This window comes from Derxia lacustris (assembly GCF_002105195.1).
Classification (GTDB): Bacteria; Pseudomonadota; Gammaproteobacteria; order Burkholderiales; family Burkholderiaceae_E; genus Derxia; species Derxia lacustris.
This window is the reverse complement of sequence record NZ_MUHU01000025.1, coordinates 176,862-199,860: the sequence shown is the minus strand read 5'-3', so window position 1 is coordinate 199,860 and position 22,999 is coordinate 176,862. Positions and strand designations below refer to the sequence as shown.

Below are 22,999 nucleotides of genomic sequence, written 5' to 3'. Positions count from 1 at the left end.
GCACGGCCGCATCGGCGCGACCGCTTGGCGGCAGGCCGTGTCACCGGCCCGCCATCTAGCTCACGCCATCACAGCTTGCTGGTGAACAGCACGCCCACCACGCGCGGGATCGCCGGCACATAGCTGTTCCAGGTCTTGCTGCGCGGGGTGTCGTCGTTGAGCAGGTTCTTGACCACCAGGCTCACGTCGAAGCTCTTGTTGCGATGGCCCACGCCGACCGCCGCATCGACCAGGAAGTTGGACGGGATCACCGCATACGACGACAGCGCCACGTCCGAGTTGTAGCTCGACGTGTAGGCCACGTTGGCGCTGGTGTGGAACTCGTGATCGCCCCAGGCGGCCTGGCGGTAGTCGGCACCGATGTTGGCGCTGAAGGTCGGCGCGCCGGCAAGCTGCTTGCCGCTCAGATCGCGGTAGGGCGCGGCGCCCGCGTAGCCGTTTTCCACCGGCTGGGCAGCGTTGGTGAACGACTTGTAGATGGCCCGGTTCCAGGCGCCCGAGAAGCGCAGCGTGGTGCGCGGAATGCCCGCGTACACGCCGTCGAACTCGAGCCCCTTGACCTGCACCTTGGGCACGTTGCCGGTGGCCGAGGTGTAGTAGAAGGTGCCGTCGTTGTTGAGCGCGGTCGTGTACTGGTCGACCACGCGCACCGACTGCTGATAGTCCTTGATGTTGCTGAGGAACACGTCGGCGTTCAGCACCAGCGTGCGGTCGAGCAGCACCGACTTCAGGCCCAGCTCGTACGAGTCGGTCTTCTCGGCCTTGACCGGCGTCGACACGCCGTTCACCAGCTGCGAGATGCCGGCCTTTTCACCGTGCTGGAACGACGCATAGCCGGTCAGGTCGCGGCTGAACTTGTAGCTCGGGCTCAGCACCAGGGCGGGCTGGGTCGAGTTGAAGGTCTTGGCTTCGGTCGAGTTGAACAGCACGCCGATCTGCGACTTGCGGATCGATTGCGCATCGGCCAGCTGACGCTTCTGCGCATCGGTGAGCGCGGCCCAGTTGGCGGCGTTGAAGTACTTCTTGGCGGCGGCATCGGCCTGGGCGCTGGCGGCGGCCAGCGCGGCGGCGTTGGTCGTGTCGGTGGTCAGCGCCACGGCGCCGGCGGCCACTTGCGTGGCACCGGCGGTACCGGCCGGCACCACGTTGCCGTTGAGCACCCAGCGCGAGGCGGTGCCGGTGTTGTAGTACGAGTCGAAGCCGCCCAGCGTCACGCCGTTGACCGACGACGGATTCAGCTCGGGCGCGCTGCCGTTGCTGACGATGTAGCTGCTGCTCTCGTTGCTGCGGTTCTCGCGCGTGAAGCGCAGGCCGGTGGTGACGGTCAGCGGCTCGCTCAGATGCCAGTTGGCCTGGGCGAAGATCGCCGCGTTCTTGTTGCGGATGTTCTGCACGCCGGCCGGCGAGTTGTAATACATGCCCAGATTGGCCAGCGAAGCCACCATCAGCGCCCGGCCCGCGCCGTCGGCGTCGAGGCGGTTGTACTGACCGTTGTTGGCCCACCAGGCGCCGGCGTCGTTGCCCCAGCTGCGCTGGTATTGCGCCACGTTCTTCACGTCCATCAGGTAGATGCCGCCCTGATAGTCCACAAAGCCGCCGGTGCTCGACGAGATGCGCAGCTCCTGGCTCAGCTGGCGGTAGTCGTTCCAGAAACCGCCCGAATTGCGCATCACGTCGAACGGCGTGCCTTCGTCGTTGACGGCGTTGAAGTGGTAGTCCTTGTACGCGGTGATCGACGTCAGCGTGTGGCCGCCGGCCAGCTTCCAGTTCAGCTCGGCCGAGGTGCCGCGGCTGCCGGTCACCAGCGGACGCTGGTTGTCGTTGCTCAGTTCGGCGTAGTAGTCGCCGAGCGAATAGCCGGTGTTCTGCGTGAACCAGCGGCGCGACAGGCGGGTGCCGTTGTCGATGGCGGTATTGGCGCTGCCGTTGGAATAGGTCTTGGGCGTGGGCGTGAACACCGTGCGGCCGTTGGTGGTCTCGCCGGCGCGCGGTTGCAGCTCGAAGGCCAGGCGCGCGCTGAAGTCGGTCGTGGGCGTGAGCAGGAATTGCACGCGACCCGAGATGCGGTCGGTGTTGGTGTAGGTGATGTCGCGGTTGTACTGGTTGACGATGTCGCCCTGCTGGCGATTGGCCGAGAAGGTGCCGCGCCAGGCCAGCAGATCGTCGACCACCGGGCCGCCGACGGCCGCCGTGGCGAGCAGGCCCTGCTTCTGGCTGAACTGCACCGAGTAGTCGCTGGTGGCGGTGAACGACGGCCGGCGCGTGGTGATGTTGACCACGCCGACGCTGGCGTTCTTGCCCAGCAGCGTGCCCTGCGGGCCGCGCGTCACTTCGACCGTGTCCACGTCGACGAAGTCGAAGCTGGAGGTGAGCGCGTTGTAGGCGAAGTTCACGCCGTCGACGATGACGCCGACGCTCGGGTCCTGCGCCTCGGTCTGGCCGATCTTGCCCAGGCCGCGGATCGACAGGCTGCTGGTGCGCTGGTTGCCCAGGTTCCACGACACGTTGGCGGCGCGCTTGGTGATCGCGTCGATGCCGTAGGCGCTCAGGCGTTCGAGTTCCTGGCCCTGCACCACCGAGACCGACAGCGGCACGTCCTGCAGCCGCTCGATGCGGTTGCGGCTGCGCACGGTCACGGCGTCGAGCGCCGGGGCTTCCTCGGCCTTGGGCGCATCGCCTTCGGCGGCATGCAAGGGATTGCAGGCCAGCAGGGTCATGCCGGCGACGACGGCGGCAATCGGGGAGAGGCGGAAAAGTCGCGCGTCGTCGCGCAGGGTCGCGGACGGGCGCGACCGGCGGGTGTCGAGATGTCGGTTCATGTGTTTTCCCCTCCGTTTTGTTTTGAGGGCTAAGGCATACGGAGAACGCCTCTTTGAGCGAAGCGCATGCCATGCCGAAACGAGGGCGCAACAGATGCGTCCGGACGTGACCGAAAACGCGGCCCTGCCCAGGGGAAACCGGGTTTTTCAGGCGGACGAAAAAGGCCCGCTACACGCTTGCGCGTGGCGGGCCCGAGGGGTGTTGCCGGCTGCACAGTTGCGGCCATGCCAGCAGCGGCGCGGCACGCGGCTGCTGCAAATCAACCGCCGTGCCGGCGGTTCAGGTGCCGGCTGCTGGCTTCATCCGCGCGGCTTGATGACGAACCAGCGCACCCACTGTTCACGGCGCAGCAGCACGTCCACCGGCTTGGCGGTATCGATGCGGCCGAGCACCGCGCGCAGCTGTTCGGCGCCGTGGATGCCGGTGCCGCCCAGGCTCAGCAGGATGTCGCCGGTGCGCAGGCCGGCGCGCGCCGCGAGGCCTTCCACGCCGGTGATCTGCACGCCGCGATCGAGCTGGAGCGCACGCCGGTCGGCGGCGGTGATGTCGGACACCGTCAGGCCCAGATCGCGCGGCGGCTCGGCGGGCGCCACCACCGGCTTGGCCGGCGCTGCCGGCGCGGCGGCGACCTTCTCCGGCTCGAGCTCGGCATAGCGCACCGTGACTTCGACCGGCTGGCCGGCGCGCAGCAGCCTGACCTTGTGGCGGCCGCCGGGCACGCCCGCGCCGACGATGCGCGGCAGGTCGTTCCACTTGTCCACCGTCTTGGCGTCAACGCCGACGATCACGTCGCCGGGCACGATGCCGCCGTTGTCGGCCGGGCTCTGCACTTCGACACCGCGCACCAGCGCGCCGCTGGCGCGCGGCAGGCCGAGCGTGCCGGCCACGTCGGGCGTGACCTCGGCGACCTGCACGCCGATGCGGCTGCGGATCACGCGGCCGTGCTCGCGCAGCTGGTCGGCGACGCGGCCGGCTTCCTCGATCGGGATGGCGAAGGAGATGCCCTGATAGCCGCCCGAGCGGCTGAAGATCTGCGAGTTGATGCCCACCACCTCGCCGCGCTGGTTGATGAGCGGCCCGCCCGAATTGCCCGGGTTGATCGCCACGTCGGTCTGGATGAAGGGCAGCAGCTCGCCGGTCTCGCGCGCCTTGGCGCTGACGATGCCGGCGGTGACGGTGTTGGCCAGATCGAAGGGCGAGCCGATGGCGATGACCCATTCGCCGACGCGCAGCCGGTCGGCATCGCCGAAGGCCAGCGTCGGCAGGCCGCTGGCCTCGATCTTGAGCAGGGCGACGTCGGTGCGCTTGTCGGTGCCGATGACGCGGGCCTTGAACTCGCGCCTGTCGGTCAGCCGCACGATCACTTCCTCGGCATCGGCGATGACATGGGCATTGGTCAGGATTTCGCCCTCGCTGCCGACGATGAAGCCCGAGCCCACGCCGCGCGGCGCGCGCGGTTCGTCGGCGTCGGGCTGGGGCCCGCCCGGGCGCTCGGCCTCGGGCGCCGGGCGCGCGAGCGGGCCCGGCGTCCTGCTGTCGGGCTTGGCGTCGGGCGCGGCCTTGCCCTTGTTGTCGGCGCGCGGCGGCGTCTTGCCGCGCGGCGCGGGCTTGGCCGGCTCGGCTTCCTCGGGCGCGCCGAAATGCTTGCGCAGCAGCTCGTCGAGATCGGCGCCGCCGGGCACGCCGGCATGCGGCGCGGAGACGGTGCGGATGTTGACCACCGCCGGGCCGACGCGGTCGACCAGATCGGCGAAGTCGGGCAGGCCGCGCACCAGCGGCGCGGCGCCGACAGCCGTTGCCGGCGCATCGGCGGCCAGCGCCAGTCCGGCCGGCAGCAGCGCGAACGCCAGCGCCAGCGCGAGCCGGCGCGGCAGGGCGCTGGCCATTGCCGGTTGCGTGGCCGGCCTGCGGCCCGCGCCGCCGGCCGGCGGCGCGGCGGCCGTGGCGGTGAATGCCGGCCCGCTCATCGTGCCGCGCTCGTGCCGGGCGCGACGGCCGCGCGCAGATCGGCCAGCGTGGTCACGCGCGGACCGTGCAGCGCCGCGATCTGGCCCACGTCGAGCTTGAGGCGGGCGATGTTGTCGGCCAGATTGACCGTGTAGGGATTGGCCGGCGGCGGCACCGGCGTGCCGGCGGCCACCGGCGTGTAGGCATCGGCCTCGACCAGCACCTTCGACTCGGGTAGCCAGACCAGCGCGAAGGCGTCGTTGTGGCCCGAGCCGACGATCTCGTGCACCTCGACCTTGCGGTCGCCGAACTCGAACTTGCCGCTCACGGTCTGGAACTTGGGCGCCTTGCCCGATTGCGCGAGGCGGTCGGGCACCAGCGTGTGCGGCGCGGCCCAGGCCTTCTCGTAATAGCTCTCGTTGCCCTTGAGCGTGACGATGGTCGCGCCCTCGGCCACGAAGGTGCGCAGGCCGCCCGAATGGTCGAAGTGCACATGGGTGTTGATGACGCACTTGATCGACTTGCTCGGCACCAGCTCCTTGGCCTTGGCGATCAGCGCCAGCGAGCGATCCTCGTTGAGCGGCGCCTCGACCAGCACCAGGTAATCCTTCTCCTCGACCAGCACGCTGTGATGCGTGCCGCCGGTCAGGTACCAGACGCCGTCGCCGAGCTTCTGCGCATCGACCTTGATCGGCGCCGGCTTGAAGCTGGCGACCTCGGCCGGCACCTCGAAGTTGAGCGCCGGATTGCGCTTGACGTCGGTGACCGTCAGGTCGAGCACCGGGAAGCCGCCCTGGCTGCGCACGATGCGCGTGGGGAAGGCCACGCCGCCGAAGTCCTTGTAGCCGCTGAAGCGGGTTTCGAGCAGCGTGTCGCCGAGCACCGGCGTGTCGGTCCAGGTCTGGATGCGCTCGACGCGGCCTTGCGAATCGAGCTTGCCGACGTACTTGTACTTGCCGTCGACGGTGAAGCTCACCTCGGTGCCGCCGAAGCCGCCGGTCAGCGTCGCGCCATTGGCCTTGGCGGCCTTGATGAAGCCCTGCGGCGTCGACCAGATTTCGGCCTGACGGTCGATCACGGCGGCGGGCTGGGCGGTGGCGTTGCCGGGCGCCGCATTGGCCGTGGCGACGCGGTTCCACGCCGTCTTGCCGAGCACGTACTGGTCGGCGCGCTGCTCGACCGGCGCCGGGCGCACGCGCGGCAGTTCCACCACCTGGCTGCGCACGATCTGCACCCGCGCGGCCTGCTTGGCGTAGTCGATGTCGGCCACATAGCGGCTCACGTCGAACGGCGGCCAGGCTTCGCCGGGCGCGGGGGCCTGGCCAAACTGGAACCAGCGGCCGGTGCCGGCAAATTCGATCGAGCCGACGCCGTTGGCATCGAGCGCCTGCGCGGCGGTATCGAGCGAGACGGGCGACAGCGATGCGCAGGCCGACAGCACCGCAGCGGCGGCGACGGACAGCGGAAGAGCGGAGAAGCGGATGGACATGACGCGACCTCGGGCCGGGACTGGAAACGGGATGCGGCCGGGCGAAACCCGGCACGCGCTTGAGGCGTGCCCGGGCAACTCCCGTTCCACGGTGTTTCAGGGGCTTGACGGTCGCAATGCAGCCAGAACCGGCGCCGGCGTGCTTGGCTTGCAGCAGCATGGCCGGCGTCGCTGCTTGGGTTTGCGCATGGTGGCAAGTGCGCCGGCCGCGTCCGGTCAGGCCGGCGCGGCGCGCTTGCAAGCCGCCGCGCCGGCCGGCTTCAGCCGTTGAACTTGCCGGCGCGGTAGTCGGCCATGGCTTGCAGGATTTCTTCCTGCGTGTTCATCACGAACGGGCCGTACTGCACGATCGGCTCGTTGAGCGGCTTGCCGGCGATGAGCACGGCGCGCAGCTCCTCGCTGCCGGCGTTGACCACGGTCACGCCGTCGCTGGCGGCGTCGTTGGCCAGAATGGCCATGTGCGCCGACGCCACCGCCGTGCCGGCCACCTCGGCCGTGCCGCGATACACCGCCAGCACCGCGTTGTGGCCGGCCGGCAGCGGCTGCGCGAACTGCGCGCCGGCCGGCAGATGCAGATCGAGATAGACCGGCTCGGTGAACTCGCCCTGCACCGCGCCGGCCACGCCGGCGGCGCTGCCGGCAATCACCCGCACCGTGCCGCCGTTTTCAAGATGCACTTCGGGCACGTCTTCGGGATCGATGTCGCGGTAGGCCGGCGCGCTCATCTTTTGCTGCGCCGGCAGGTTGATCCAGAGCTGGAAGCCTTCCATCCGGCCTTCCTCCTGCTCGGGCATTTCGCTGTGGATCAGGCCGCTGCCGGCGTTCATCCATTGCACGCTGCCGTTGCGCAGCAGGCCTTCGTGGCCGGCGCTGTCGCGGTGGCGCATGCGGCCGGCGATCATGTAGGTCACGGTCTGGAAGCCGCGATGCGGATGGTCGGGAAAGCCGGCGATGTAGTCGTCGCGCGCATCGCTGCTGAAGTTGTCCAGCATCAGCAGCGGATCGAGCCGGCGTTGCAGCTTGTGGTCGATGACGCGGGTGAGCTTGACGCCGGCGCCATCCGACGTGCGCTGGCCGGTCACCACGCGCTCGACCCGGCGCGGCTGGGCGATGGCGTTCATGCGGCGCTCACATTCAGCGCGGCGATCTGCGCATCGGCGTCGGCAAAGGCGGCGGTCGCGGCCTCGGCGCCCATCGCAAAGCCTTCGGCGTAGACGAACTGCACATCGCTCATGCCGAGGAAGCCGAGCGCGACCTTGAGATAGGGCGTCTGCGTGTCGAAGGCGGTGTCGCGGTACTTGCCGCCGCGCGCAAACGCCACGTAGACCTTCTTGCCGGTGAGCAGGCCTTCGGGGCCGTTGGCGGTGTAGTGGAAGGTGACGCGGGCGCGGCTGATGGCGTCGAACCACAGCTTGAGCTGGGCCGGCACATTCAGGTTGTACATGGGCACGCCCAGCACCACCACGTCGGCGGCCTGGATCTCGGCGATGTAGGCATCGTCGATGGCGACGCGGGCGGCCTGCTCGGGCGTGCGCTGGTCGGCGGGCGTGAACAGCGCGCCGACGGCGGCGCCATCGAGCAGCGCGGGCGAATGGGCGCCCAGGTCGCGCAGCGTCACTTCGGCGCCCGGATTGGCGGCCACCAGCTTGTCGACGATGCGCTTGGCGACGACCGTGGAGTTGGAATCGGCGGCACGGACGCTGGACAGGATTTGCAGGATCTTCATGGCGGGCCTTTCTGGGCGGGTGGTGAGTCGATGGGTGAACTGTATTGATCGCAATCCGCGCTATAAACCCAGTTTGCAGCACAACACTGTTGCATTGATGGATCAATGGACATCGAACCGAACGACCTGCTGCTGTTTGCCCGCGTGATCGAGACCGGCTCGCTCACCGCCGCCGCCGACCGGCTCGGTTGCCCCAAAAGCACGGTGTCACGCCGGCTGACCCAGCTTGAGACGGCGCTCGGCGAGCGGCTGCTGCTGCGCACCACGCGCCGGCTCACGCTCACCGACTTCGGCGCCAATCTGCTGGTGCATGCGCGCCAGATCGCCGACGAGGCCGACGCCGCCGCCAACCTGGCGCTGCACCGGCAGGCGCGGCCGGGCGGGCGGCTGCGCATCTCGGTGCCGTCCGAGGGCTTTGGCATCGCGCTCGACCGGGTGCTGGCCGGGCTGCTCCAGCGCTATCCCGAAATCGTGCTCGACGTGGACATGTCGGCGCGCCGCGTCGACCTGATCGCCGAGGGCTACGACCTGGCGATCCGCATGGGCGAGCTGCCCGACGACGCCACGCTGGTGGCGCGGCGGCTGTTCGGCCACGGCTGGGGGCTTTACGCATCGCCGGTGTATGTGGCGCTGCGCGGCCGGCCGCGCGAGCCGGCCGATCTGGCGCAGCACGACGGCATTGCGCTGCGCGGCCGCACCGGCGAGCCGGCCGGCTGGCGGCTGACCGGCCCGGCCGCCGACGGCGCCGAGCCGGCGCGCTGGGACGGCCTGCCCAAGCTGCGCGCGATGGTCAATTCGCCGCTGCTCATGCTCGATTTCGCGCTCGCCGATCTGGGCATTGCCGCGCTGCCGGTGCAGGTGGCGCGCGCGGCGCTGGCCGAGCGCCGGCTGGAGCCGCTGCTGCCCGACTGGACGCTGCCTTGCACCACCTGCTGGGCGGTGATGCCCGGGCGCCGGCTGATGCCGGCCAAGACGCGGGTGCTGCTCGATGCGCTGGAGGCGGCGGTGGCCGAGGCGGGGCTGGACTAGCCGCCTTGCGCGCGCCGAGCGGCCAGCTCGTGCAAGCGGCGGCAGGTGCGCGCGAGGCTGTCGACCGCCGCGCGGGCGGCATCGACATCCCAGTCGCTCGCCACGAAGGCGCTCAGCGTTTCGTTGTAGCGCGGCCCGATGGGGCAGCTCGATCCGCGTTCCGGCAGCAGGTTGCGCGCCTGCTTGCGGCCGCGCGCCGCGAGCTTGAGCAGGCAGTCCTTGGGATCGCTTTCCTGCTCGGGTTGTGCCGGCACGCGATGCTCGGGCACACCCAGCAATGCGGCGATGCCGGCGCGGTCGCCGAGCAGCCAGGCTTCGGTCTCGCGCACGGCAAAGCGCATGAGCAGATCGGCGGGCCGCGTGGCCAGCCGCCATGCCTGCAAGGCCGTCGGCGCGCATTTGGCATTGTCGAGATCGGCGACCACCACATGCGGCAGCACCGCCGCTGCCTTGCGATACACGTCGAGTTCGGCGCGGATGTTGCCGACGCCACGCTTGACCAGCAGGCGCTTGATGACGAGTGCCGGACTTGCATGCGCAACCAGCCGGCGCATCACGGCCGCGCTCAACTCGTCCTCGACGACGACCGAGAGATAGACCGTCATCGGCGTCAGAAAATGCTGAGCTGGGCCGGCGGCGCCGGATCGCCCTTCGGCCCGAGTGCCTCGTTGACCGTGTAGCCGGCGCGCACCAGATCGCGCTCTTCCTCGGTGGCAAGCCGCACTTGGCTTCCGTCGCCGGTGGGATCGAGCCGCAGCACGTCGAGCGGATCGACGCTCGAGTGTTCGAGCATGGCCGCGCTGTGCGTGGTGATGAACACCTGCCGGCGGTACTTGGCCTTGCGCTGCATGTCGACGATCAGCCCCGGAATCTGCCGGACGATGCGCTCGTTGAGCGACAGCTCGGGCTCTTCGAGCAGCAGCAGCGAATCGCCGTCGAGCAGGCTCCACATGATGCCCAGCAGCCGCAGCGTGCCGTCCGAGAACTGGTCCTCGCGCTGCCAGCCGGCATCAGGGCGCCAGTGTTCGTACAGCGCTTCGAGATGCGGCCGGCCAGTCACCTCGTCGCGCTTGAATTGCAGCTGGCGCATGTTGGGCACGCAGGCGCGCAACGCGCTTTCCATCTTGCGCAGCCGGGCATCGCGAGTGCGCGGCGTGGTACGTGCGATGCGCTCCAGGAAGGACTGGCCGAAGGGATCGCCGCCGATCTGGCCGCCCGCAAGCTCGGTGTGCTTGAGCAGCTGGGGCACAAGATGCAGATAGGTGAGCGCAGCGAAGAATTCGGCGACTTCGCGGAACGACTGATTCGCCGTGACCTGTTCGAGGCTGGTCTGGGTGAGGCGGGCGGCGTCCTTCTTGTCGGCGGCGTCGGGGCGATTGAGCAGCACATACCCGCTGTCGAGCGCCTCGGCCTTCTCGCGTGTGACCAGCACGCGCTGCGCGCCCTTGCCTTCGCTGCCGAACGCAAGCGTGTAGCGCCAGCGCGCCGGCTGATCTGGGCGGTCGGCTAGTTCGATGCAGATTTCCACCTCTGGATCGCGCCGCGCGAGCAGGCAGCGCAGCCGCGTCATGCCGCCACGCGCCTTCACTGCCAGTTGCAGACCGCCGCCTTCGGGCCGGGCGATGTCGCGCAGAAAGCGCAGCACATCGAGCAGGTTGGACTTGCCCGACGCGTTGGGGCCGATGACATAGACCCGCTCGCGCAGCGGCACGTCCACCGATTTGAAGTTGCGCCAGTTCTTCAATGCCAGCCGCGTAATCAGCATGGCTGCACTCCCGTCGTTGTCTGCGTTGTTTCGAGCGGGGCGAGCCTAGCACCCGGGTTTAGCTGCCCGCATGCCAGCCGCGCGCCGGCAGCGGCTGCGGCCCGACCTGCTTCCAGAACTTGCTGAACGAGTCGCACGGCCCGGCCGGCCGGCCGAAGCAGCGCGGCACTGGCAGCAGCTGCGTGGCCAGCGCCGCCAGCGCGCTGTCGTAGCCGGGATTGACGCTGCGCCGCGTGACCACCCGGGCGCGGTCGTGCAGCAGCGGCGTCAGCGCGGTCAGATCGCCGAGCAGCACCACGTCGCAGATGTCGTTCATGCGTGCCAGCACGAAGCGCCAGCGCAGCGCCGACCACGGAAAGCGCGCGTGAAACGGCAGATGGATCACGCCGATGCGCAGCGCGCCGGGCAGCGGCAGCGCATCGGCGGTGGCGGCCAGCGCCGGGCCTTCGCCGGGCCGCGCCAGCAGCATCCACGGATGGACCAGCTCGACCGGGCGCGCCGGCTCGGCGGCGAGCATGGCGCTGAGTTCGGGCAGATCGGCGGGCCGGGTGAAGCGCCAGCAGGGCAGCGGCAGCCAGTCGGCGAGCAGCGCATCGGGCGGCGCGGGCAGCAGCGGCGGGTCGGCTGAGTCGGGGTTGTCGGCGGCGCTGCCGTCGGCGGTTGGATTGCGGTCGGCGGCGGCAGCCGGCCCGTCGGCGGCGGCCGGTCCGGCGCCCGGGCCGCTTGCCGGCAGCAGGCCGCGCGCCAGCTGCTCCATCGCCTCGTAGCTGCGGTCGATGACGCTGCCGGCGCTGTGCCAGTCGGCCGGGGCGAAGCGCGCCACGTTCTCGGCGTTGAAGACATAGGGCTTGCTGGCAAAGGTGCCGGCGACCCATTGCCAGCTCAGGTGATTGCTGGCCAGGTCGCCGTCGAGCAGATGGCCGTAGAGCCAGTCGGCGCCGGCGCGCCAGTGCACATGGCGCACATGCACCGCATAGCTCGCCAGCCACAGCCGCGCATGGTTGTGCAGCCAGCCGCAGCGGTGCAACTGGGCGACGGCGCGGTCGATGGCGGCGACGCCGGTGCGGCCGCAGCGCAGATCGGCCGGCAGCGTGGGGCGGTAGCGCACGCCGGGCAGGGCCGGGCGCCGGTCGGCAAACAGCGCCTCGCCGAGTCGCTCGGCGCTGTCGGCGAAGAACTCACGCCAGCCCAGCTGCCACAGCAGCTTGTCGTCGTCGCCCAGGCCGTTGCAGGCGGCCAGGTGATCGCGCAGCGCCGGCAGGTCGACAAAGCCGTGGGCGATCCATGGCCCCAGCCGCGTGACCGCGCCGCCCAGATGGTTGCGGGTGCGGGCATAGCCGCGCACGTCCACGGCGGCGATGCGCTCGGCGAGGGCGGCGTCGGTGGGCGCGAAGGGCAGGGCGAAGCGGCTGGAGGGTTTCATGCGCGCTTCGACCGCGCGCCGGGGCGGCGGGTTCAGCGCGCGGGTTGCGGCGGTCAGCGCCCGGTCTTGAGCGTGGCGGCGGTCGGCGGCGTGGCGATCACATCGTCGAGCACCACTTCCACGCCCTTGGCGTCGTAGTAGGCGGCGCGGGTGCTTTGCAGGGGCAGGCTGGCGTCGCTGCCGATGCGCCGGAAGGTCACGCGCACCACCGGCGCCGAGCGCGGCTGCACGCTCGCAAAGCTCGACACGCCGAGGCCGGCGCGCAGGTCGAGCACCTTGATGCCGTCGGCGTCGAGCTCGGGCGGCAGCTTCCAGCCGCCGGCGGCGACCTGCCGGGCCAGCTCGCTGGCGGCCTTGAGCGCGACCGGATCGAGCGGCGGCGCGTGATAGCGCAGCCGGCCGATGCTGCCGTCGGGCAGCAGCCCCACCAGCACTTCCGAGCCGAACACCGGCAGGCCGGCCGAGATGCGCTCGAAGCGCAGGCTGCGCGCCACCAGCAGCGCGTCCTTGCGCGGATCGAAGTCCTTGGGCAGCAGCTGCGGCTGGCCGGCGCCGATGTACTCGTCCTGGAAGTTGGCGAAGCTCAGTTCGTCGACCGGATAGCCGGCCTTCTTGAGCACGGTAAGGGCGCGCGGCAGCAGCACGTCGCGGCTGTTGGCGGCCGGGTCGAGCGGCTTGGTACCAAGGCCGTAGTCGGGCAGCTCGATGGCGCTGCTGGTCGGGTTGTCGCTGCGTTCGAGATAGCTGAACTGCTTGTTCGACGCGATGCGGAATGGGCCGGCGGCCTGATAGCTGGTATCGGTCGGCAGGTTGCGGCCAAAGCGCGCGGCAATGCTGCGCGCCAGGTCGCTGCGCTCGGTCAGGCTCACTTCGCGCGGCTTGGGCGCGGGCACGCCCGGCACTTGTGCAAAGGCTTGCATCGTGAGGGCGGCGGCGATCAGCAGCACGCCCGGCTTGAGGATGTTCATGGCGGTTTCCTTGGCGGGTTGACGGGCGGCGTTCAATTGCAGACCCAGCGCCAGGCGATCCAGCTCGCGGGCAGGGCATCGGCCAGGCGTTGCGTGGGCGTTTCGGCATCGCGCCGCTGCACCGCCTCGGCCTCGGTGCGGCCGGTGCCGGCGATCACCGCGCACACGCCGCTCTGCACATCGATCAGGCCGGCGCTCATCCAGGCCTGGCGGTAGCTCACATTGCCGAACGGGCCGCCGAGCATGCCGAGCCACATGCCGACCGTCGGCAGCTTGGTCGCGCTGTCGAGGTTGTCGTGGTTCACGTCGCCGGCATGGCCCATGGCCACATGCAGGCCCTGGAACACCGGCCACCATTGGGTCGTGAGCGACACCAGATCCATCGGGCAGCTGGCGTTGAGCATCAGCGCATTGAGATTGCCGTTGGAGCCGAACACGCCCGAGCCCGGGAATTCGCCCAGCCGCAGCGAGCTGCCGATGTTCACGAAGTTGGCATTGCGGCCGATGCCGTTCTTGGCCGTCACGATGAAGTCGGGCGAGGACGCGACCGGCGGGTTCTGGCAGCTGCCGTGGCCCGAGAACACTTGCAGGTCGGCGCTCGACCAGTCGGCCTCGACGCTGTCGCTGCCGCCAAGGCTGTCCTCGCGGTAGTCGCTCGGCCAGACCAGCGTGTTCTGCCAGAAGCGCCGCAAGGCATGACCGCCGAACAGGTTGAACATGCCGTAGAAGCCCGAGGCCGCGTCGCAGGTGAGCGTGACGTCGTCCTTGCTGGTGAAGCCCTGGGCGTCGCTGTAGCGCTCGACGCAGCCCATGCTCACATTGGTGGCCGCCGCCGGCTGGGCGACGAAGGCGCAGCCGGCAATGCCGGCCGCAACGAGCAGTTTGTTGATGGACATGCTTGTCCCCTCCGAGGGTGTACTGGTGCCGCATGCCGGTTTAAGAAGCATTTGTTCTGCGGCTTTTGTGCCGGTGCCAGCGGCATCGACCGGGCGCAGCCTGCGAGCCGGCCTCCCACCGATTGCCCACCGATGCACGGCGCCCGGGGAGTGAGCGCTTGGGTATTTCTAGCCGGTCGGTCTAATATCGGCCGCATGACCGATGAATCCACCACCGCGCGCCGGCGCGGCCGCCCCGCCCGCAATGCGCTCGCGCCCGACGCCACCCGCGAGGCGCTGCTGCGCGCCGGCGTGGCGGCGCTCACCGAGAAGGGCTTCGCCGCCACCGGCATCGACGAAATCCTGCGTGCCGCCGGCGTGCCCAAGGGCTCGTTCTATCACTGGTTCCCGAGCAAGGAAGCCTTCGGCGCGGCGCTGGTCGAGCGCTATGCCGGCTACTTCGCGCGCAAGCTTGATCGCCATCTGCTGGCTGTCGACGAGCCCTCGCCGCTGGCTCGGCTGCGCGCCTTTGCCGCCGATGCCACCGCCGGCATGGCGCGCCACGACTGGCGCCGCGGCTGCCTGGTCGGCAACCTGGGCCAGGAGATGTCGGCGCTGCCCGAAGGCTTTCGGGCCCGGCTGCTGGCGGTGTTTGCCGACTGGGAAGCGCGCGTGGCCGACTGCCTGCGCGCCGCCGTGGCGGCCGGCGAGATCGCGCCCGCCACCGACTGCGAGCGCGCCGCCCGGCTGTTCTGGATCGGCTGGGAAGGCGCGGTGCTGCGCGCCCGGCTGGAGCGCGGTCCCGACGCGCTCGACCTGTTCATCGACGGCTATGTTGCAAGCCTTTGCAGAAAGCCGTCACCAAAGCGGCGCAAGCCGGCCTGAGCCCCATCCCGCCCCCAAGGAGACCTCATGAAAGCCATCCTCATCGAGAAGGACGACGCCGGCTATCGCGCCGCGCTGCAGGACATCGACCCGGCCCGCCTGCCCGACGGCGACGTGACCGTGCGCGTGGCCTACTCCACGCTCAACTACAAGGACGCGCTCGCCATCACTGGCAAGGGGCCGGTGGTGCGCAAGTTCCCGATGGTGCCGGGCATCGATCTGGCCGGCACGGTCGAGATCAGCAGCCATCCCGACTTCGCGCCCGGCGATGCGGTGCTGCTCAACGGCTGGGGCGTGGGCGAGGGCCACTGGGGCGCGCTGGCGCAGACCGCGCGGCTCAAGGGCGACTGGCTCATTCCGCTGCCGGCCGGCTTTACCGCGCGGCAGGCGATGGAGATCGGCACCGCCGGCTATACCGCGATGCTCTGCGTGCTGGCGCTGGAACAGCACGGCGTCGTGCCGGCCAGCGGCGAGGTGCTGGTGACCGGCGCGGCCGGCGGCGTGGGCAGCGTGGCGGTCGCGCTGCTGGGCAAGCTCGGCTATGACGTGGTGGCCGTGAGCGGCCGGCCCGAGGAGGCCGACTACCTCAAGGCGCTCGGCGCGCGCGAGGTGCTGGTGCGCGCCGACTTTGCCGCGCCGGGCAAGCCGCTGGCGCGCGAGCGCTGGGCCGGCGCGGTCGACGTGGTGGGCAGCCATGTGCTGGCCAACGTGCTCGCCAGCACCCGGTACGGCGGCACGGTGGCGGCCTGCGGACTGGCCGGCGGCGCCGATCTGCCGGCCACCGTCATGCCCTTCATCCTGCGCGGCGTCACGCTGGCCGGCATCGACAGCGTGATGCGGCCCAGGGCCGATCGCATCGCGGCCTGGGACCGGCTCGCGCGCGACCTCGATCCGGCCAGGCTCGGCGCGATCGCGCGCGAGATCGGGCTCGGCGAAGTCATCGATAGCGCCGCGCAGATCATGGCCGGCAAGCTGCGCGGCCGCGTGGTGGTGGATGTGAATCGTTGAGCCCGGGCCGGGCGGCGCAGTGGCCACTGACGCATTGCCGCAACGTCGGCGCCGCCCATAGCCAACGGCGTCGCCGCCCAAAGCAGGCAGCCGGGAAAACTTCCTGCGCCGCCGGCGCAAAACCTGCCCCGCACTGCGGCAAACTCGCGCGCGCCCAACACCCGTACGGAGTACGGGACCGATAGCCTTCCGCGCGCAGAACCCCCATGCCCTCCCTTCCTTGCCCTGCCGGCGCTCGCGCGCCGCGTCCGTCGCGCCTTGCCCTGGCGCTTGTGCTGGCCTTTGCCTCGCCCGCGCTGCTGGCCCAGCAGGCCGCCGTGCCGGCCGATCCCGCCGCCAAGCCCGCCGACGCCGCGCGCCCGGCCAGCGCCGCCAAGCCCGGCAACCTCACGCTCGACACGGTGCAGATCACCGGCGGCCAGCGCAGCGAGGTCGATGCGCGGCGCCTGTCGACCGCGCCCAAGACCGTCATCGGCCGCGACGAGATCAACCAGTTCGGCGACAGCAACGTGGGCGACGTGCTGCGGCGCCTGCCCGGCGTGACGCTCGGCGGCCCGCCCGGGCGCCCGGGCGGCGATGTGCGCATGCGCGGCCTCGGCAACGGCTACACGATGGTGCTCATCAACGGCGAGCGCATCCCGCCGGGCTTCTCGATCGACACCCTCTCGCCCGAGCAGATCGAGCGCATCGAGATCATGAAGGCGCCGACCGCCGAGTTCGGCACCCGCGCCATCGCCGGCGTCATCAACATCGTGCTGCGCGAGGCGCTCAACCTGAGCAGCACCGAGGTCAAGCTCGAAACCTCGGTCGAGCACGGCCGCTTCTCGCCGCGCGCCTCGCTGACGCGCAACGACCGCTTCGGCGACGGCAACGCCTACAACTTCTCGACCTCGGTGTTCCATTCCGACCAGCTCACCGAGACCTCGACCCGCACGCAGACCTTCGACACCGCGAGCGGCGCCTTGCTGGCCGACCGCAACGAGACCGCGCGTTCCATCGGCGAGCGCCAGGGCCTGCATCTGGGCTCGCGCGTGCAATGGCGGCTGGCCGGCGGCGACCAGTTCGTGCTCATGCCCTTCCTGTTCGCGCTGCGTGGCACGACCGACACGCGCAGCCAGCTCACTCAGCCGCTCGGCACCGCGCCCTACGCGACCAGCCATACCGACGGCGACAACAGCGATGCCAACGGCCGCATCAGCGCGCAATGGCAGCACCGGCTCAATGACGATGGCGCGCGGCTCCAGCTCGATCTGAGCCTGGGCGGCTCGGAGAACCGCAACAAGGCGGCGCGCGACGAGTTCGGCGCCAACGGCAGCCAGAGCCGCACGCTCGATACCGACAACCGCAGCACCGACCGCACGATCAACAACAAGGGCAAGGTCAGCCTGCCGCTGGAGAGCGGCCACAGCCTCGTGGCTGGCTGGGAAGTGGAACGCGCCAAGCGCGGCCAGACCAAGACTTCGGTCGAAAACGGCGTGTCGCAGCTGGCCGGCTTTGGCACCGAGACCGATTCCACCATCCGCACCCTGGCCGGCTGGGCCCAGGATGAATGGGAGTTCTCGCCGGCCTGGTCGGCCTATGCCGGGCTGCGCTGGGAGCAGATCGCCACCACCAGCCGCACCGCCGGCAGCCAGAGCGACAACACCAGCTCGGTCTGGTCGCCGCTGTTCCATGTGGCCTGGAAGCCCGATGAATCGACGCGCGACCAGGTGCGCCTGAGCCTCACGCGCAGCTACAAGGCGCCGCAGCTCGGCCAGCTGTCGGGCCTGCCCACGCTGTCGGTGCGGCCCAACGATCCGAGCAATGCCGACAGCGTCGGCAATCCCGATCTCAAGCCAGAACTCGCCACCGGCATCGACCTGGCCTACGAGCACTACATCGGCCGGCGCGGCGTGACCAGCATCGGCTTCTTCCAGCGCCGCATCACCGACCTGATCCGCTCGGTGACGAGCTTCGGCAGCGTGCCGTGGTCGGACACGCCGCGCTGGTTCACGCGGCCCGAGAACGTCGGCGATGCGGTCACGCGCGGCATCGAGCTGGAGGCGCGCGCCAGCACCGACGAGCTGTGGACCGGCGCCACGCCGGTCAACCTGAAGGCGAGCGTCAGCTTCTACCGCTCGCATGTGGACGGCATTCCGGGCCCGGACAACCGGCTCGACCAGCAGCCCAAGGCCCAGGGCAGCCTGAGCGCCGACGGCAAGGTGGCCGGCCTGCCGCTCACGCTGGGCAGCGGCGTCACCTGGACGCCGGTGACCGTGGTGCAGACCTCGCCCACGCAGGAAAGCCGCAGCGGCACCAAGATCGGCGTGGACGTGTTCGGCGTCTGGGCCTTCACGCCGGCCTCGCAGCTGCGGCTGGCGGCCAGCAACGTGTCGGGCCGCGACTACCTGAGCGGCGGCAGCATCGTCGCCGCCTCGGGCATCACCCAGACCACGAGCACCACGCAGCGGACCAATCCGGTGGTGTCGGTGCGCTGGGAACTCAAGATCTGACGCGCGGCGGCGTTCAGTAGCGCCGGCCCGGCCCGGCGTCGGTGCTGAGCGCCTGCCAGCAATGCCAGGGCAGGGTCACGCCGCGATCCAGGTCCTCGATGGCGACGGCGCGCACATCGGGCGCGCGCGAGATCACGTTGCCGAAGATGGTCGCGAAGGCCACGTCGGCCGCATCGCGGCCGGTGCCGAAGCGGATCAGCGCCATCGGAATCGCGGTGCCGGCCGGATCGAACAGATACCAGCGGTCGCCGAGCCACACCTCAACGTAAGCGTGGAAATCGAGCCGGCCGTTGGCGGGCATGGCGCCGTAATCGGTGCCGGTCGCAAAGCGCGCCGGCAGGTTGACCGCGCGGCACAGCGCAATCATCAGATGCGCGAAATCGCGGCACACGCCGACGCGGTCGAGCAGGGTGTTGGCGGCCGAGGTGTTGGTGTCGGTGGTGTTGGCGGCATAGGTCACATGGCCGCGCACCCAGTCGCAGATGGCCTGGGCCCGGCCGTGGCCGCGCGGCAGATGGCCGAACTCGGCGATGGCGAACTTGACCAGCCGGTCCGACTCGCAATAGCGGCTCGGGAAGACATAGGGCAGCACCTCGGGCGGCAGCGCCGGCACCGGCTGCTCGGTCAGCAGCAGCGGATCGGCGAAGAAGTGCGTCAGCTCGATGGCGGCGCTGTAGCCGAGCGTGAGCGGGCCGGGCAGCGCGCTCAGGCGCAGAAAGCGGGTGCCGGTGGCCGGATCGGCATGCAGCAGCGTGGGCACCGGCTGGTTCAGCGTGAGCCGCTCGTTCCACACCGCCTGCTGCGGCGTGAAGGCGGCATGCAGGTTGAACACGAAATCGGCGCCGAAGGCATCGACCTCGTAATGCAGTTCGAGCTGGACCTCGATGCGTGTCATGGGCGGCAGTGCAAAGGGTGGAGGCGGGCGCCCGAGGCTAGCGAGGCTGTGTTGCGGTCTTGCGGTGGGCGGCGCGCCATGTCAGCCGATTGCCGTGCACAGCTCGACCAGCGTGCCGTCCTTGCCGCGCACCCAGGCCACGGTCTGGCCCCAGGGCATCGCGGCCGGCGCCACCAGCGGCTCGGCGCCGGCGGCGACCGCGCGGTCGAAGGCGGCCGGCACGTCGGCGCAGACAAGGCCCAGCTCGATGCCGAGCGGCGTGCCGCCGTCGTCGACCTTGCGATAGCCGGCCGGGAAGTGGGCGGCGCCGAGCTCGTGCGCGGCAAACGCCAGCGTGGTGGCGCCGGTGTCGAGCTCGCCATAGCTGCCGGACTCGTGCAGGAAGCGCCGGCTGAAGCCGAAGGCCGCTTCATAGAACGCGAGCGCATCGGCGACCGAGCTGACGTAGACGATGGTGTAGCCGAATTTCATGCGCTTCCTCTGTGGTGAGCGGCGTGACGGGCAGCGCCGGCGGCGCGGTCAAGGCCGGATGATGGCCCGACCGCCGAGGATGCGCCGATGGTTTCGCCACCTCACCCGCGCAGCACGCCCTTCCCGACCCCATCCCCCGGCCGGAAATCCGGAAACACCTCGGCCAGCCGCGCCGACGGCAGGCGCAGATGGCGCTCGGCCAGCGCGGCATACACGTCGCGGAAGTCGGTGGTGATGGCCAGATCGCGGCCCTCGTAGAGCGCGCTGTCGTCCAGCCCGGGCCAGCGGCCGTGCACCTTGCCGCCGGCCACCGGGCCGCCGAGCAGCCACATCGCATTGCCGTGGCCGTGGTCGGTGCCGCGATTGCCGTTCTCGGCGGCGGTGCGGCCGAATTCCGACATCACCACCACCACGGTATTGGCCCAGGCCGGGCCGAGCGCCTCGGGCAGCGTGGCCAGGCCCTTGCCCAGCTGGGCCAGTCGCGCCGCCAGATGGCCGGTCGCCGCGCCTTCGCCGGTATGGGTGTCCCAGCCGCCCACGGCCATGAAACCGAGCTGCACCCGCGCGTCCTTGCGCATCATCTGGCCCAGGCGCCGGCAGTCCTCGCTGAAGCCGGCCGGCAGCGGCGCGCCATTGCTGGCGGCCTTCATCTCGCGGTCGACGCTGGCGGCGTCGTTCAGGTCGAGCAGCTCCTGGCGCGCGTCCTGGCCCTTGCGGTAGGCGCGGCCGAGCGCATCGTCGCCGGCATACAGGCGGTCGAAGGCTTCGGCCACGGCCGGCCGGTCGAGCACGCTGGGCGCGGTGGCGCTGCGGCCGCTGGCGATGTTGGCCACGGTCTCGCGGCCGGCCCAGATCTGCGGCAGCGACTGGCCGATGCTCACCGCGCGTACCGGCGCGGCGCGTTGCTCGGCCGTGGCCGGCAGTCCGCCAAGCAGCCGGTTGAGCCAGCCGTCGGCGGTCGACTTGCGCCCCGGCGTGCCCGATTCCATGAAGAACTGGGCGTCGAAATGCGAGCGCGTGGCATCGGGCGAGCCGCTGGCGTGGACGAAGCCGAGCGTGCCCGACTGCCACAGCGGCAGCAGCATCGACAGCGCCGGATGCAGGCCGAAGCGGCCGTCGAGGTCGAGCGCGCCGCCATCCTTGCCGGGCGCGGCCAGCGCGATGGTCGGCCGGCGCGCCGCATAGCTCGGCTCGGCATGCGGCGCGACGATGCTGAGCCCGTCGATCGCGCCGCGCAGAAACACCACGACCAGGCGCGGCGCGCTGTCGTCGCGACCGGCGCCGCTGGCGGCGGCATCGACCGCGGCGGCACTGGCGCGGCCGGCCGGCGGCATCAGCGCCCAGGCGCTGCGGCCCACGGGCAGGGCGAGGCCGCCGGCGGCGAGCGCCACGGCCTTGAGCAAGTTGCGACGGTGCATGGAACCTCCTGCGAAACGATGGGCGCCGCCGCCATGGGCGGCGCGATGTGGGCTGGCGCGGCGGATGCGGCGGCGCGGTGGGCGATGTACGGGGCGGCGCGGGTTGGCGCGCTGTCGGTGGCGTTGGCGCGCCCTCAGTGGCGCATGAAGTCCGGGCTGCCGAGCACCAGCGCGGCGCGCAGTTCGGGCCGCGCCTGCTGCACCGCGTCGCGGGTGCGCGGCGAGATCGCGTCGCCGAGCGTGGCGAGCAGCGCGGCGGCGTCGAGCGGCTCGGCGCGCACCGGCGTGGGCCGGGCCGGCGCCGCATCCTCGGCCATCGCCCGGTCGGGCACCGGCGCTTCCACCAGCGCCTCGAAGGGCCTGCCGAGCGGCAGCCGGCCGGCCGCCAGCGTGCTGGCGAAGTTGACCCGGCGCGCGACGGCGTCGGGATTGAGCCAGGCCTCCTCGGTGTCGTGCCAGCCGTCGGGCGTGACGCAGCCGTACAGCGGCATGCCGGCCTGGGTCAGCACCGCGCGCAGCGGCAGCGCGTTTTCCACCGCGATGCCGGCCACGCGCACCGCGCTCACCACCTGCCGGTAGGGCGTCTTGAACTTGGCGCCGCGCACCGCCGGCGCGCGGAACTCGGCGCTGGCGAACAGCGTGCGCAGCACTTCGCGGATGTCGCCATCGGTGTCGCCGAAGCGGCGCGCCAGCCGGTCGACCAGCGCCGGCGGCGGCGCGTCGGCGACGAAGGTCTGGGCCAGCTTGAAGCCGATGTGCTTCGCCGTGGCCGGATGGCGCGCCAGGGTGTCGAGCGCGCGCTCGCCCTCGGCCTCGCCGGCCGGCGCAATCGTCTGGCCGAGCCAGACCTTGGGCTCGTCGTCATGCCGTTTGGGATCGAAGCCGAACACCGAGGGCGCGTCCTTCTGCGCGTTGTAGGTCCAGCCGGTCAGCATGCGCGCCAGCTCGGTCACGTCCTTCTGGCTGTAGCCGCCGTCCACGCCGAGCGTGTGCAGCTCCATCAGCTCGCGCGCGTAGTTCTCGTTGAGGCCGGAGTTGCGGCCGCCGGGCAGGGTCTTGCCCGCCGCCACCGAGATCCAGTTGTCGAGATAGAACAGCATCGCCGGATGGCGCGCGGTGGCGCCGAGCAGGTCGCGGAAGCGGCCGAAGGCATGCGGCCGGATCGCCTCGCGCTCGTAATTGCCGGCCAGCAGCTTGATCGGCCCCTTGTCGGCAAACACGTTGAAGTGGTTGAACCAGAACTCGGTCATCACCTCCTCCAGCTGGCGCGGGCTGCGCAGCGCGCGCAGCAGCCGGGCCTGGCCGTCCTCCAGCGCCACGGTCTGCACCAGCTCGCGCCGCAGCGCCTTGCCGGCGTCGTCCTTCTTGCCGGCGGCGAGCGACTCGCGGTAGCGCGTCAGCAGCCCGTACTGCGACAGCTTCTGCGTGGGCAGCGCATCGAGATCGGCTTGCAGATCGGCCGGCAGCGCGATGCGCTCGGGCGTGAGCTGCTCGGCGATCCAGCCGTCGATGCCGAGGCTGCGCAGCCGGGCGCGGTCGGGCGCGGCCGGGCCGAAGGCCAGCCGGGCGAGCACATGGGTGTCCTCGCCGATGGCCGGATTGGCGCTGGCAAGGTCGGCGGCCTGCGCTGCGGGCAGGGCGCGCGTCAGCGCCAGTGCGCCGGCGCCGGCCAGCCCGGCGCGCAGAAAGGCGCGGCGGCCGGTGGTTTGCGTAAGACGGAGATTCACGATGGTCAGGCCCGGGCAGTGATGACCGGCCTAGCCTAGTCCGGCGCGCGCCGTGCCGGCT

At 70.9% G+C, this 22,999-nt stretch carries 18 protein-coding genes; 4 read left to right on the top strand and 14 right to left on the bottom strand.

The window, feature by feature from the left end:
• Positions 1-68: 68 nt before the first annotated feature.
• The 5 genes from B9P64_RS16895 to B9P64_RS16875 form a co-directional block, all read right to left on the bottom strand.
• Positions 69-2,819 (bottom strand): TonB-dependent receptor, encoded by a 2,751-nt coding sequence (locus B9P64_RS16895; protein WP_085317180.1) that lies wholly within the window; start codon positions 2,817-2,819, stop codon positions 69-71.
• Between the two features lie 300 nt (positions 2,820-3,119).
• Entirely contained in the window at positions 3,120-4,787 is a 1,668-nt protein-coding gene (locus tag B9P64_RS16890) for a trypsin-like peptidase domain-containing protein (RefSeq protein WP_328589875.1), read from the bottom strand.
• A complete protein-coding gene (locus B9P64_RS16885) occupies positions 4,784-6,256 on the bottom strand; it encodes an MBL fold metallo-hydrolase (protein WP_085317179.1) in 1,473 nt (490 codons plus the stop codon). Before B9P64_RS16885 ends, B9P64_RS16890 begins: the two co-directional genes overlap by 4 nt.
• Positions 6,257-6,516: 260 nt before the next feature.
• The gene (locus tag B9P64_RS16880; RefSeq protein WP_085317178.1) at positions 6,517-7,377 is read right to left on the bottom strand and encodes a pirin family protein; all 861 of its coding nucleotides are present in this window, start codon (positions 7,375-7,377) and stop codon (positions 6,517-6,519) included.
• Positions 7,374-7,982, bottom strand: coding sequence for an FMN-dependent NADH-azoreductase (locus tag B9P64_RS16875; RefSeq protein ID WP_085317177.1), 609 nt, complete (start codon positions 7,980-7,982; stop codon positions 7,374-7,376). The genes B9P64_RS16880 and B9P64_RS16875 overlap by 4 nt, the downstream gene beginning before the upstream one ends.
• A gap of 105 nt (positions 7,983-8,087) precedes the next feature.
• On the opposite strand from B9P64_RS16875, the gene B9P64_RS16870 reads away from it, so the two are divergent.
• The gene (locus B9P64_RS16870; protein ID WP_085317176.1) at positions 8,088-9,011 is read left to right on the top strand and encodes a LysR family transcriptional regulator; all 924 of its coding nucleotides are present in this window, start codon (positions 8,088-8,090) and stop codon (positions 9,009-9,011) included.
• On the opposite strand, the gene B9P64_RS16865 is transcribed toward B9P64_RS16870, so the two are convergent.
• The 5 genes from B9P64_RS16865 to B9P64_RS16845 are packed head-to-tail and all read right to left on the bottom strand — an operon-like array spanning position 9,008 to position 14,063.
• Positions 9,008-9,616, bottom strand: coding sequence for a hypothetical protein (locus B9P64_RS16865; protein ID WP_085317175.1), 609 nt, complete (start codon positions 9,614-9,616; stop codon positions 9,008-9,010). The genes B9P64_RS16870 and B9P64_RS16865 overlap by 4 nt on opposite strands.
• 5 nt (positions 9,617-9,621) lie before the next feature.
• Positions 9,622-10,776 (bottom strand): AAA family ATPase, encoded by a 1,155-nt coding sequence (locus B9P64_RS16860; RefSeq protein WP_085317174.1) that lies wholly within the window; start codon positions 10,774-10,776, stop codon positions 9,622-9,624.
• A gap of 58 nt (positions 10,777-10,834) precedes the next feature.
• Positions 10,835-12,199, bottom strand: coding sequence for an FAD-binding domain-containing protein (locus B9P64_RS16855; protein WP_085317173.1), 1,365 nt, complete (start codon positions 12,197-12,199; stop codon positions 10,835-10,837).
• 53 nt (positions 12,200-12,252) lie between these two features.
• Entirely contained in the window at positions 12,253-13,167 is a 915-nt protein-coding gene (locus B9P64_RS16850) for a hypothetical protein (protein ID WP_085317172.1), read from the bottom strand.
• 32 nt (positions 13,168-13,199) lie between these two features.
• Positions 13,200-14,063, bottom strand: coding sequence for a DUF6345 domain-containing protein (locus tag B9P64_RS16845; RefSeq protein ID WP_085317171.1), 864 nt, complete (start codon positions 14,061-14,063; stop codon positions 13,200-13,202).
• A 195-nt stretch (positions 14,064-14,258) separates the two neighbouring features.
• On the opposite strand from B9P64_RS16845, the gene acuR reads away from it, so the two are divergent.
• The 3 genes from acuR to B9P64_RS16830 all read left to right on the top strand — a co-directional run bounded on the left by acuR (position 14,259) and on the right by B9P64_RS16830 (position 18,427).
• Positions 14,259-14,927, top strand: a complete 669-nt coding sequence (acuR, locus tag B9P64_RS16840) for an acrylate utilization transcriptional regulator AcuR (RefSeq protein WP_085317170.1) — start codon at positions 14,259-14,261, stop codon at positions 14,925-14,927.
• A 27-nt stretch (positions 14,928-14,954) separates the two neighbouring features.
• Positions 14,955-15,935 carry an acrylyl-CoA reductase (NADPH) gene (acuI, locus tag B9P64_RS16835; protein WP_085317169.1) on the top strand — a complete coding sequence of 327 codons (981 nt, stop codon included), beginning with the start codon at positions 14,955-14,957 and terminating at the stop codon, positions 15,933-15,935.
• Between the two features lie 206 nt (positions 15,936-16,141).
• On the top strand, positions 16,142-18,427 hold the full coding sequence (locus B9P64_RS16830; RefSeq protein WP_085317168.1) for a TonB-dependent receptor plug domain-containing protein: 2,286 nt from the start codon (positions 16,142-16,144) through the stop codon (positions 18,425-18,427).
• Positions 18,428-18,440: 13 nt separating this feature from the next.
• Here the strand turns inward: B9P64_RS16830 and B9P64_RS16825 are convergent, their stop codons facing one another.
• The 4 genes from B9P64_RS16825 to B9P64_RS16810 all read right to left on the bottom strand — a co-directional run bounded on the left by B9P64_RS16825 (position 18,441) and on the right by B9P64_RS16810 (position 22,938).
• Positions 18,441-19,322 (bottom strand): transglutaminase-like domain-containing protein, encoded by an 882-nt coding sequence (locus B9P64_RS16825; RefSeq protein WP_085317167.1) that lies wholly within the window; start codon positions 19,320-19,322, stop codon positions 18,441-18,443.
• An 81-nt stretch (positions 19,323-19,403) separates the two neighbouring features.
• Positions 19,404-19,793 (bottom strand): VOC family protein, encoded by a 390-nt coding sequence (locus B9P64_RS16820; RefSeq protein WP_085317166.1) that lies wholly within the window; start codon positions 19,791-19,793, stop codon positions 19,404-19,406.
• A 101-nt stretch (positions 19,794-19,894) separates the two neighbouring features.
• A complete protein-coding gene (locus tag B9P64_RS16815) occupies positions 19,895-21,211 on the bottom strand; it encodes a DUF1501 domain-containing protein (protein ID WP_085317165.1) in 1,317 nt (438 codons plus the stop codon).
• A 134-nt stretch (positions 21,212-21,345) separates the two neighbouring features.
• A complete protein-coding gene (locus B9P64_RS16810) occupies positions 21,346-22,938 on the bottom strand; it encodes a DUF1800 domain-containing protein (protein ID WP_235840022.1) in 1,593 nt (530 codons plus the stop codon).
• Positions 22,939-22,999: the final 61 nt, after the last annotated feature.

What these genes read in the sequence shown, in the direction of transcription:
- B9P64_RS16895 (WP_085317180.1), bottom strand. Translation starts at nt 2,819, where the DNA reads ATGAACCGACATCTCGACACCCGCCGGTCGCGCCCGTCCGCGACCCTG.
- B9P64_RS16890 (WP_328589875.1), bottom strand. Translation starts at nt 4,787, where the DNA reads ATGAGCGGGCCGGCATTCACCGCCACGGCCGCCGCGCCGCCGGCCGGC.
- B9P64_RS16885 (WP_085317179.1), bottom strand. Translation starts at nt 6,256, where the DNA reads ATGTCCATCCGCTTCTCCGCTCTTCCGCTGTCCGTCGCCGCCGCTGCG.
- B9P64_RS16880 (WP_085317178.1), bottom strand. Translation starts at nt 7,377, where the DNA reads ATGAACGCCATCGCCCAGCCGCGCCGGGTCGAGCGCGTGGTGACCGGC.
- B9P64_RS16875 (WP_085317177.1), bottom strand. Translation starts at nt 7,982, where the DNA reads ATGAAGATCCTGCAAATCCTGTCCAGCGTCCGTGCCGCCGATTCCAAC.
- B9P64_RS16870 (WP_085317176.1), top strand. Translation starts at nt 8,088, where the DNA reads ATGGACATCGAACCGAACGACCTGCTGCTGTTTGCCCGCGTGATCGAG.
- B9P64_RS16865 (WP_085317175.1), bottom strand. Translation starts at nt 9,616, where the DNA reads ATGACGGTCTATCTCTCGGTCGTCGTCGAGGACGAGTTGAGCGCGGCC.
- B9P64_RS16860 (WP_085317174.1), bottom strand. Translation starts at nt 10,776, where the DNA reads ATGCTGATTACGCGGCTGGCATTGAAGAACTGGCGCAACTTCAAATCG.
- B9P64_RS16855 (WP_085317173.1), bottom strand. Translation starts at nt 12,199, where the DNA reads ATGAAACCCTCCAGCCGCTTCGCCCTGCCCTTCGCGCCCACCGACGCC.
- B9P64_RS16850 (WP_085317172.1), bottom strand. Translation starts at nt 13,167, where the DNA reads ATGAACATCCTCAAGCCGGGCGTGCTGCTGATCGCCGCCGCCCTCACG.
- B9P64_RS16845 (WP_085317171.1), bottom strand. Translation starts at nt 14,063, where the DNA reads ATGTCCATCAACAAACTGCTCGTTGCGGCCGGCATTGCCGGCTGCGCC.
- acuR (WP_085317170.1), top strand. Translation starts at nt 14,259, where the DNA reads ATGACCGATGAATCCACCACCGCGCGCCGGCGCGGCCGCCCCGCCCGC.
- acuI (WP_085317169.1), top strand. Translation starts at nt 14,955, where the DNA reads ATGAAAGCCATCCTCATCGAGAAGGACGACGCCGGCTATCGCGCCGCG.
- B9P64_RS16830 (WP_085317168.1), top strand. Translation starts at nt 16,142, where the DNA reads ATGCCCTCCCTTCCTTGCCCTGCCGGCGCTCGCGCGCCGCGTCCGTCG.
- B9P64_RS16825 (WP_085317167.1), bottom strand. Translation starts at nt 19,322, where the DNA reads ATGACACGCATCGAGGTCCAGCTCGAACTGCATTACGAGGTCGATGCC.
- B9P64_RS16820 (WP_085317166.1), bottom strand. Translation starts at nt 19,793, where the DNA reads ATGAAATTCGGCTACACCATCGTCTACGTCAGCTCGGTCGCCGATGCG.
- B9P64_RS16815 (WP_085317165.1), bottom strand. Translation starts at nt 21,211, where the DNA reads ATGCACCGTCGCAACTTGCTCAAGGCCGTGGCGCTCGCCGCCGGCGGC.